This window comes from Paenibacillus massiliensis subsp. panacisoli DSM 21345, from assembly GCF_000426545.1.
Lineage (GTDB): Bacteria > Bacillota > Bacilli > Paenibacillales > Paenibacillaceae > Paenibacillus > Paenibacillus panacisoli.
In genome coordinates this window covers 58,714-64,713 of sequence record NZ_AUFO01000032.1, presented here as the reverse complement: position 1 = coordinate 64,713, position 6,000 = coordinate 58,714, and the positions used below count along the sequence as shown (strand labels likewise).

Annotated in this window: 3 protein-coding genes and 1 rRNA gene; all 4 read right to left on the bottom strand. The window is 49.0% G+C overall.

Annotated elements, in window-relative coordinates; all coding sequences use genetic code 11:
* Window positions 1-269 (bottom strand): 16S ribosomal RNA (locus K331_RS0120425); the annotation flags it as partial.
* 473 nt (window positions 270-742) lie between these two features.
* Window positions 743-2,758, bottom strand: a complete 2,016-nt coding sequence (ligA, locus tag K331_RS0120420; RefSeq protein WP_028591734.1) for an NAD-dependent DNA ligase LigA — start codon at window positions 2,756-2,758, stop codon at window positions 743-745.
* A gap of 22 nt (window positions 2,759-2,780) precedes the next feature.
* On the bottom strand, window positions 2,781-5,105 hold the full coding sequence (gene pcrA / locus K331_RS0120415) for a DNA helicase PcrA (RefSeq protein ID WP_028591733.1): 2,325 nt from the start codon (window positions 5,103-5,105) through the stop codon (window positions 2,781-2,783).
* Window positions 5,106-5,207: 102 nt separating this feature from the next.
* Entirely contained in the window at window positions 5,208-5,909 is a 702-nt protein-coding gene (locus K331_RS0120410; RefSeq protein ID WP_028591732.1) for a heptaprenylglyceryl phosphate synthase, read from the bottom strand.
* Between the last annotated feature and the right edge of the window lie 91 nt (window positions 5,910-6,000).

Sequence of the window (6,000 nt, the reverse complement as noted above, 5' to 3'; positions counted from 1 at the left end):
CTCTCCAACTAGCTAATGCGCCGCAGGCCCATCCTCCGGTGACAGATTGCTCCGTCTTTCCTCACTTCTCCATGCGAAAAAGTGAATTATCTGGTATTAGCTACCGTTTCCGGTAGTTATCCCAGTCCAGAGGGCAGGTTGCCTACGTGTTACTCCCCCGTCCGCCGCTAACCTCAGAAGAAGCAAGCTTCTTCATCCGTCCGCTCGACTTGCATGTATTAGGCACGCCGCCAGCGTTCGTCCTGAGCCAGGATCAAACTCTCCAATAAAGTTATTGAAAAGAGCGATAGCTCATTTTGAATCTGACGAGATTTAATATCTCATTTATTACATCGTCCATTTGTTCAGTTTTCAAGGAACTTGTCTGACACATTCAATCGTCTGCGTCAGGAATTTTATAATATCATGTGTCGAACATTGTTGTCAACACATTTTATTTTTTGTCGTTTCCGCTCGATATACTTCATATCAGGGCAACGAATAATAATTTATCACATCCAATCTAACAAAGCAAGCTTTTTTTAATTTCTGCCCTTTTACAGCTGTCTAACCAAAATAACATCCATGATAGTCTCCCCCACGCAAAAGTAATGTAGAGAGATATTCATTCCATCGGTGTCTCAACGACATTAATAAAAAAACGGCCCAGGGCAAGCCCGGGCCGTGCAGCATGTTACATTTACAGTTGCTAATATACAGCTGCTAACTAAGGTTCAAAAGACCAGTTACTCGTATCATCTACTCATTGCTCATTAAGTAAACGAATGAACTCATCTTCGCTTTCAATCGTATCAATACCTAGCTGCTTGGCCTTCGCCAGCTTGCTTCCCGCTTTTTCACCTGCAATAACAAGGTCCGTCTTCTTGGATACCGAGCCAGTAACATTCGCCCCAAGACGTTCCAGACGAGTAGTGGCCTCATCACGTGTGAGCTGATGGAGGGTTCCCGTAAGTACGACTGTCTTTCCACTGAAATAACTATCTGTCTGCACAGGCTCCACTGCCGCAGGAGCTTCTGCTTTGACGCCAGCATTCAGCATCTTCTCAATGGCCGCACGAGTGAACGGATCTGCGAAAAAGGCTACGATGCTCTCCGCTACAATACCGCCGACATCCGGCAGCTCTACCAGCTCCTCCACCGTTGCTTCCATCACACGAGTCAGATCCCGGTAGTGATCAGCAAGCATACGTGTAGTAGATTTGCCTGTGTTAGGAATACCTAGCGCATACAGGAAGGAAGCCAGATCACGATCTTTGCTCTTCTCGATCGCCGCGAGCAGATTATTCGCCTTTTTCTCGCCGAACCGCTCCAGCTTCAATAACTGGTCAAACTCCAGGCTGTACAGATCAGCTGGCTCTCGAAGCTCCAGCTCATCATGCAATTGAACAGCGGTCTTGTCACTGAAAGTCTCGATGTCCATCGCATCCCGGGAAGCGAAATGCGAAATACGTGCAACGATCTGTGGCTTGCAGCCCAGCTTGTTGTCACAGAACAAATGCGCACCTCGCTGTACCAACGGGAAGCCGCAGGCTGGACAATGATCTGGTGTGACGATTTCTTCTCCGTCCTGCTCTTCCGTCACTTTACCCAAAATCTCCGGAATGACGTCATTGGAGCGTCGAATGAACACACGTGTCCCCAGTGCAAATTTAAGATTCTTGCGTTCTATATCTCCCGCATTATTCAAGGTACAATTCTGAACGGTGACACCCGCCAGTTCTACCGCCTCCACTCGCGCGAGCGGAGTCACCTTGCCAGTACGCCCCACATTCCAGCTTACAGATTCAAGCACAGTGGTCGTTTCTTCAGCCTCGAATTTATAGGCAACCGCCCAGCGTGGGAATTTGTCAGTATATCCAAGCACTTCACGCGTACGCATATCTGTGATCTTCACAACAGCCCCATCGATCAGAAAATCAAGCTCGGATCTTCCCTGCTCGATCTCCGTCAATTGCTCCATGACTTCCTCAAAGCTATCGAAGTAAGTCAAGTAAGGATTCACCTTAAACTGGTTATCCTTCAGAAACGCCATCATTTCCTGATGATTGTCAAATTGAATTCCGTCACTGTAGCCCACATTGTAAAAGAAAGCATTCAGCTTGCGCTCTGCTGTGACCTTCGGATTCAGGTTGCGCAGGGCTCCTGCAGCTGCATTCCGTGCATTTTTGAGTGGCTCTGCTGCAGTCTCATTATATTTAGCCAATACAGACAGGTTCATAATCCCTTCGCCCTGCACCTCAATCGTCCCCTCACGATAGGGGATATTCAATGGTACAGACTTGATGGTCTTGACTTGCGCAAGGATGCCCTCACCCGTGACACCGTTACCCCGGGTAGAAGCCTGAACCAGCTTGCCATCTGTATAGGTTAGATTCAAGGTTAATCCATCGAACTTAAGCTCAATTGCATAGCTCGGTACAGGGAGTGGCTGATCCGGGTTTTTGGCATTGTAATCCGTAACCAGCTTGATAACCCTAGCATTCCATGACTGAAGCTGCTCCGTATTTTGAGCCTTATCCAGGCTCCAGAGCGGAGCCAGGTGGCGATGCGGTGTAAAGCCCTTCAGGATCTCACTACCCACGCGTTGCGTCGGAGAATCCGGTAGGCTCACGCCACTTTCCTGCTCCAGGCGGAGTAGCTCGTCGTACAATACGTCATACTCCTTGTCGCTGACCAAAGGCTCATCCAAGGTGTAATAATGATAGTTATAACGGTTCAACTCAGTGACTAGCTCTTCCATTCTGTGCATAGGGTCCATTAAGAAGCCACTCCTTTATTCATTATTCCACTTTGGTAATGGGAGCAAAGCCCGCCAACAGCCGCTTGACGCCAACTGGAGCAGGGAACGCAATTTGAAGCTCCATATCATTGCCGGTGCCTTTGACTGCCACAATCGTGCCTGTTCCCCATTTGCCATGCTGCACCTTATCGCCTGCGGCAAAGGAGCCGTCGCTTGCCTTGCTTGGAGCTGCAGGCTTGGCGCCTGGGCCAGATACGGTAACCCGCGAAGTAGAGGTAGAGGTTGCACTGGAGCCACTACGACTCAGGGCATCGAAAGAGCGACCGCCTCCAAAATTGCTGTTTCCACTGGAACCAAGACCTTTCCCAGCATAAGAGCCTCCGATGTTACTTCCACGTCGATAGCGATCTCTTGCCACTCCGGTATCTTCCTTAAGCTCCTCGGGAATCTCCTCCAGGAAGCGGGATGGTGGATTCGCCGTAGTCCGTCCGAACAAAGTTCGGCTCTGCGCACAGGACAAGAACAACTGCTGCTCGGCCCGAGTAATCCCTACATAAGCCAGTCGACGCTCTTCCTCCAGCTCTTCCTGGTCCAGGAAAGCACGGCTATGCGGGAATACTCCTTCCTCCATGCCCACGATAAAGACAACCGGGAACTCCAGCCCCTTGGCACTATGCATCGTCATCAGAATGACAGAATCCGCCTGCTCCTCAGGATCATCATTCATGGAATCAATATCCGCAATGAGGGCAAGGTCCGTCAGGAATGACACTAATGACTTATCATCATTCTTGTTCTCGAATTCCATCGTCACAGATAAGAACTCATCAATATTCTCCAGACGAGCTCGGGACTCCAGCGTATTTTCCTGCTGCAGCTCCATTCGGTACTGGGACATTTCCAGTATCTTTTCCGTAAGCTCCGTCACAGACAGGTACTCCACCATCTGATGTAGAGCCGCAATCATATCGTAAAATTCAACAAGCGCATTACGTGTGCGTCCCGCGAAGCCCAGATCATCCACAACCTGCAGGATTCGGAAAATCGAAATACCACGCTCACCCGCAGCACCTTGCAGTTTGGCTACCGTAGTATCACCTATTCCCCGCTTGGGAACGTTAATGATGCGAATGAGACTGATATCATCATCAGGGTTGGATAAAAGGCGTAGATACGCAAGCAGATCCTTGATCTCCTTCCGATCATAGAACTTCACGCCCCCTACAATCTGGTAAGGAATATCCGACTTGATGAGTATTTCCTCCACAACCCGGGATTGCGCATTAGTACGATACAAAATCGCATGATTACTGTAGTTCTTGTTAGCCTTAACGTTCTTCTGAATCTCCGAAGCAATGAAGTATCCTTCATCATGCTCCGAGTCTGCCCGATAGACCTTGATCTTTGGTCCGCCTTCTTTGTCCGTCCACAGCTTCTTGGGCTTACGTCCGCTATTCTGGGCAATGACTTCATTCGCTGCGTTCAGGATATTGGAGGTCGAGCGGTAATTTTGCTCCAGTAGAATCGTGCGTGCCTCAGGATAATCCTCTTCAAAATTCAAAATGTTCGAGATATCTGCTCCACGCCAGCGATAGATGGACTGATCACTATCCCCTACAACACAAATACGATGATGCTTGTCTGCCAGCATGCGGGTTAGCATATACTGGGCCCGGTTCGTATCCTGATACTCATCGACATGGATGTATTGGAACTTCTTCTGATAGAAATCCAGTACCTCCGGCACTTCCTTGAAGAGCTGAATCGTAGTCATGATCAGATCATCAAAGTCCAGGGAGTTGTTGCTCTTCAAGCGCTTCTGGTACATGGTATATACTTTGGACACAATTCCCTCGAAATAATCGCCAATCTTGCGCTCATACATTTCCGGGGTTACCAGCTCATTCTTGGCTGCACTCATCATAGCCTGTACTGCCTTAGGCTCGAATTTCTTCGTATCAATGTTCTGGTCCTTCATACATGCGCGGATCACGGAGAGCTGGTCTCCCGAGTCCAGAATGCTGAAGTTCGAGGTAAAGCCAATTCGTTCTATATCCTTGCGCAGAATTCGAACGCACATGGAGTGGAATGTCGATACCCAGATGTCCCGTCCAGCTGAGCCAATCAGCTTGGATACACGCTCCTGCATTTCGCGGGCCGCCTTGTTCGTAAAGGTAATCGCCAGTATGCTCCAAGGCGGTGCCTTGCGCGTAGCGATCAGGTACGCAATGCGATGCGTCAGCACGCGTGTTTTTCCCGAGCCGGCACCTGCCATGATCAGTAGGGGTCCTTCTGTCGCTTCTACCGCTTGTCGTTGCGGTGGATTGAGACGTTGTATTGCCTCATGTATATCAATCGGCTGCATGTTACGTTGCCTCCCATTTTTCATAAACTTGAATAGATAATCACTTCTGAATCACTACAAAAAACTACTAATCAACTAAGATAGCTACTATATAATTTGAAATTAACTACGTAAAACATCCTTGACTGCACTTACCGTAGCTAGTGCCTGCTCCAGATCATCGTACACAATGTTACCGACAACAACGGTATCTGCCGCTGCCGCTGCTTCTGCAGCTCGCTCGGCCGTAGTTATCCCGCCACCATAAAATAACTGTGCCTGATCTAATGAGCGATGCACACGCCGAACTGTGCTCATGTCTCCATATGTTCCGCTGTATTCCAGGTACACGATCGGGAGGGACATCAATCTGTCGGCTATTTGTGCATAAGCTGCTACTGCATCCGTATCAATCCGTGCATCTGCGCCAGTCAACTTGGCCACCGTCGCATGTTCATTTAATACAATGTACCCCTCAGCTACGACGAGCTCCCACGGAATCATGTAGCCAAAGCGCTCGATGCCCACACGATGCTGTCCCATAATCCAATTGGAATCCTGCGTGTTCAGCACCATCGGCACCATATACAGGTCAAAGCCAGGGACAACTGCTTCAAGCTCCGACACCTCCTGTACACACGGCAGTTCATATCTGCGCACACGTGATAGCAAGTCAACGGTGTTATCATAGGTAACTCCCGAAGAGCCGCCGATCATTATAGCATCTGTGCCTGACATGCAGACAGCATCCAGCGCTTCATCCGATACAATCTTGTCCGGATCAAGCTTAAATACATGCCTCCATGCTCTCAACTGTTCCTTCAAGCCTCATTCCTCCACGTTAACGGTTAACCTGCTAGGATTAGTCTAAGACAGCGAGGGATGCAAGTCAATTTGATGTTCGCATTTTATACGA

What these genes read in the sequence shown, in the direction of transcription:
- ligA (WP_028591734.1), bottom strand. Translation starts at nt 2,758, where the DNA reads ATGGACCCTATGCACAGAATGGAAGAGCTAGTCACTGAGTTGAACCGT.
- pcrA (WP_028591733.1), bottom strand. Translation starts at nt 5,105, where the DNA reads ATGCAGCCGATTGATATACATGAGGCAATACAACGTCTCAATCCACCG.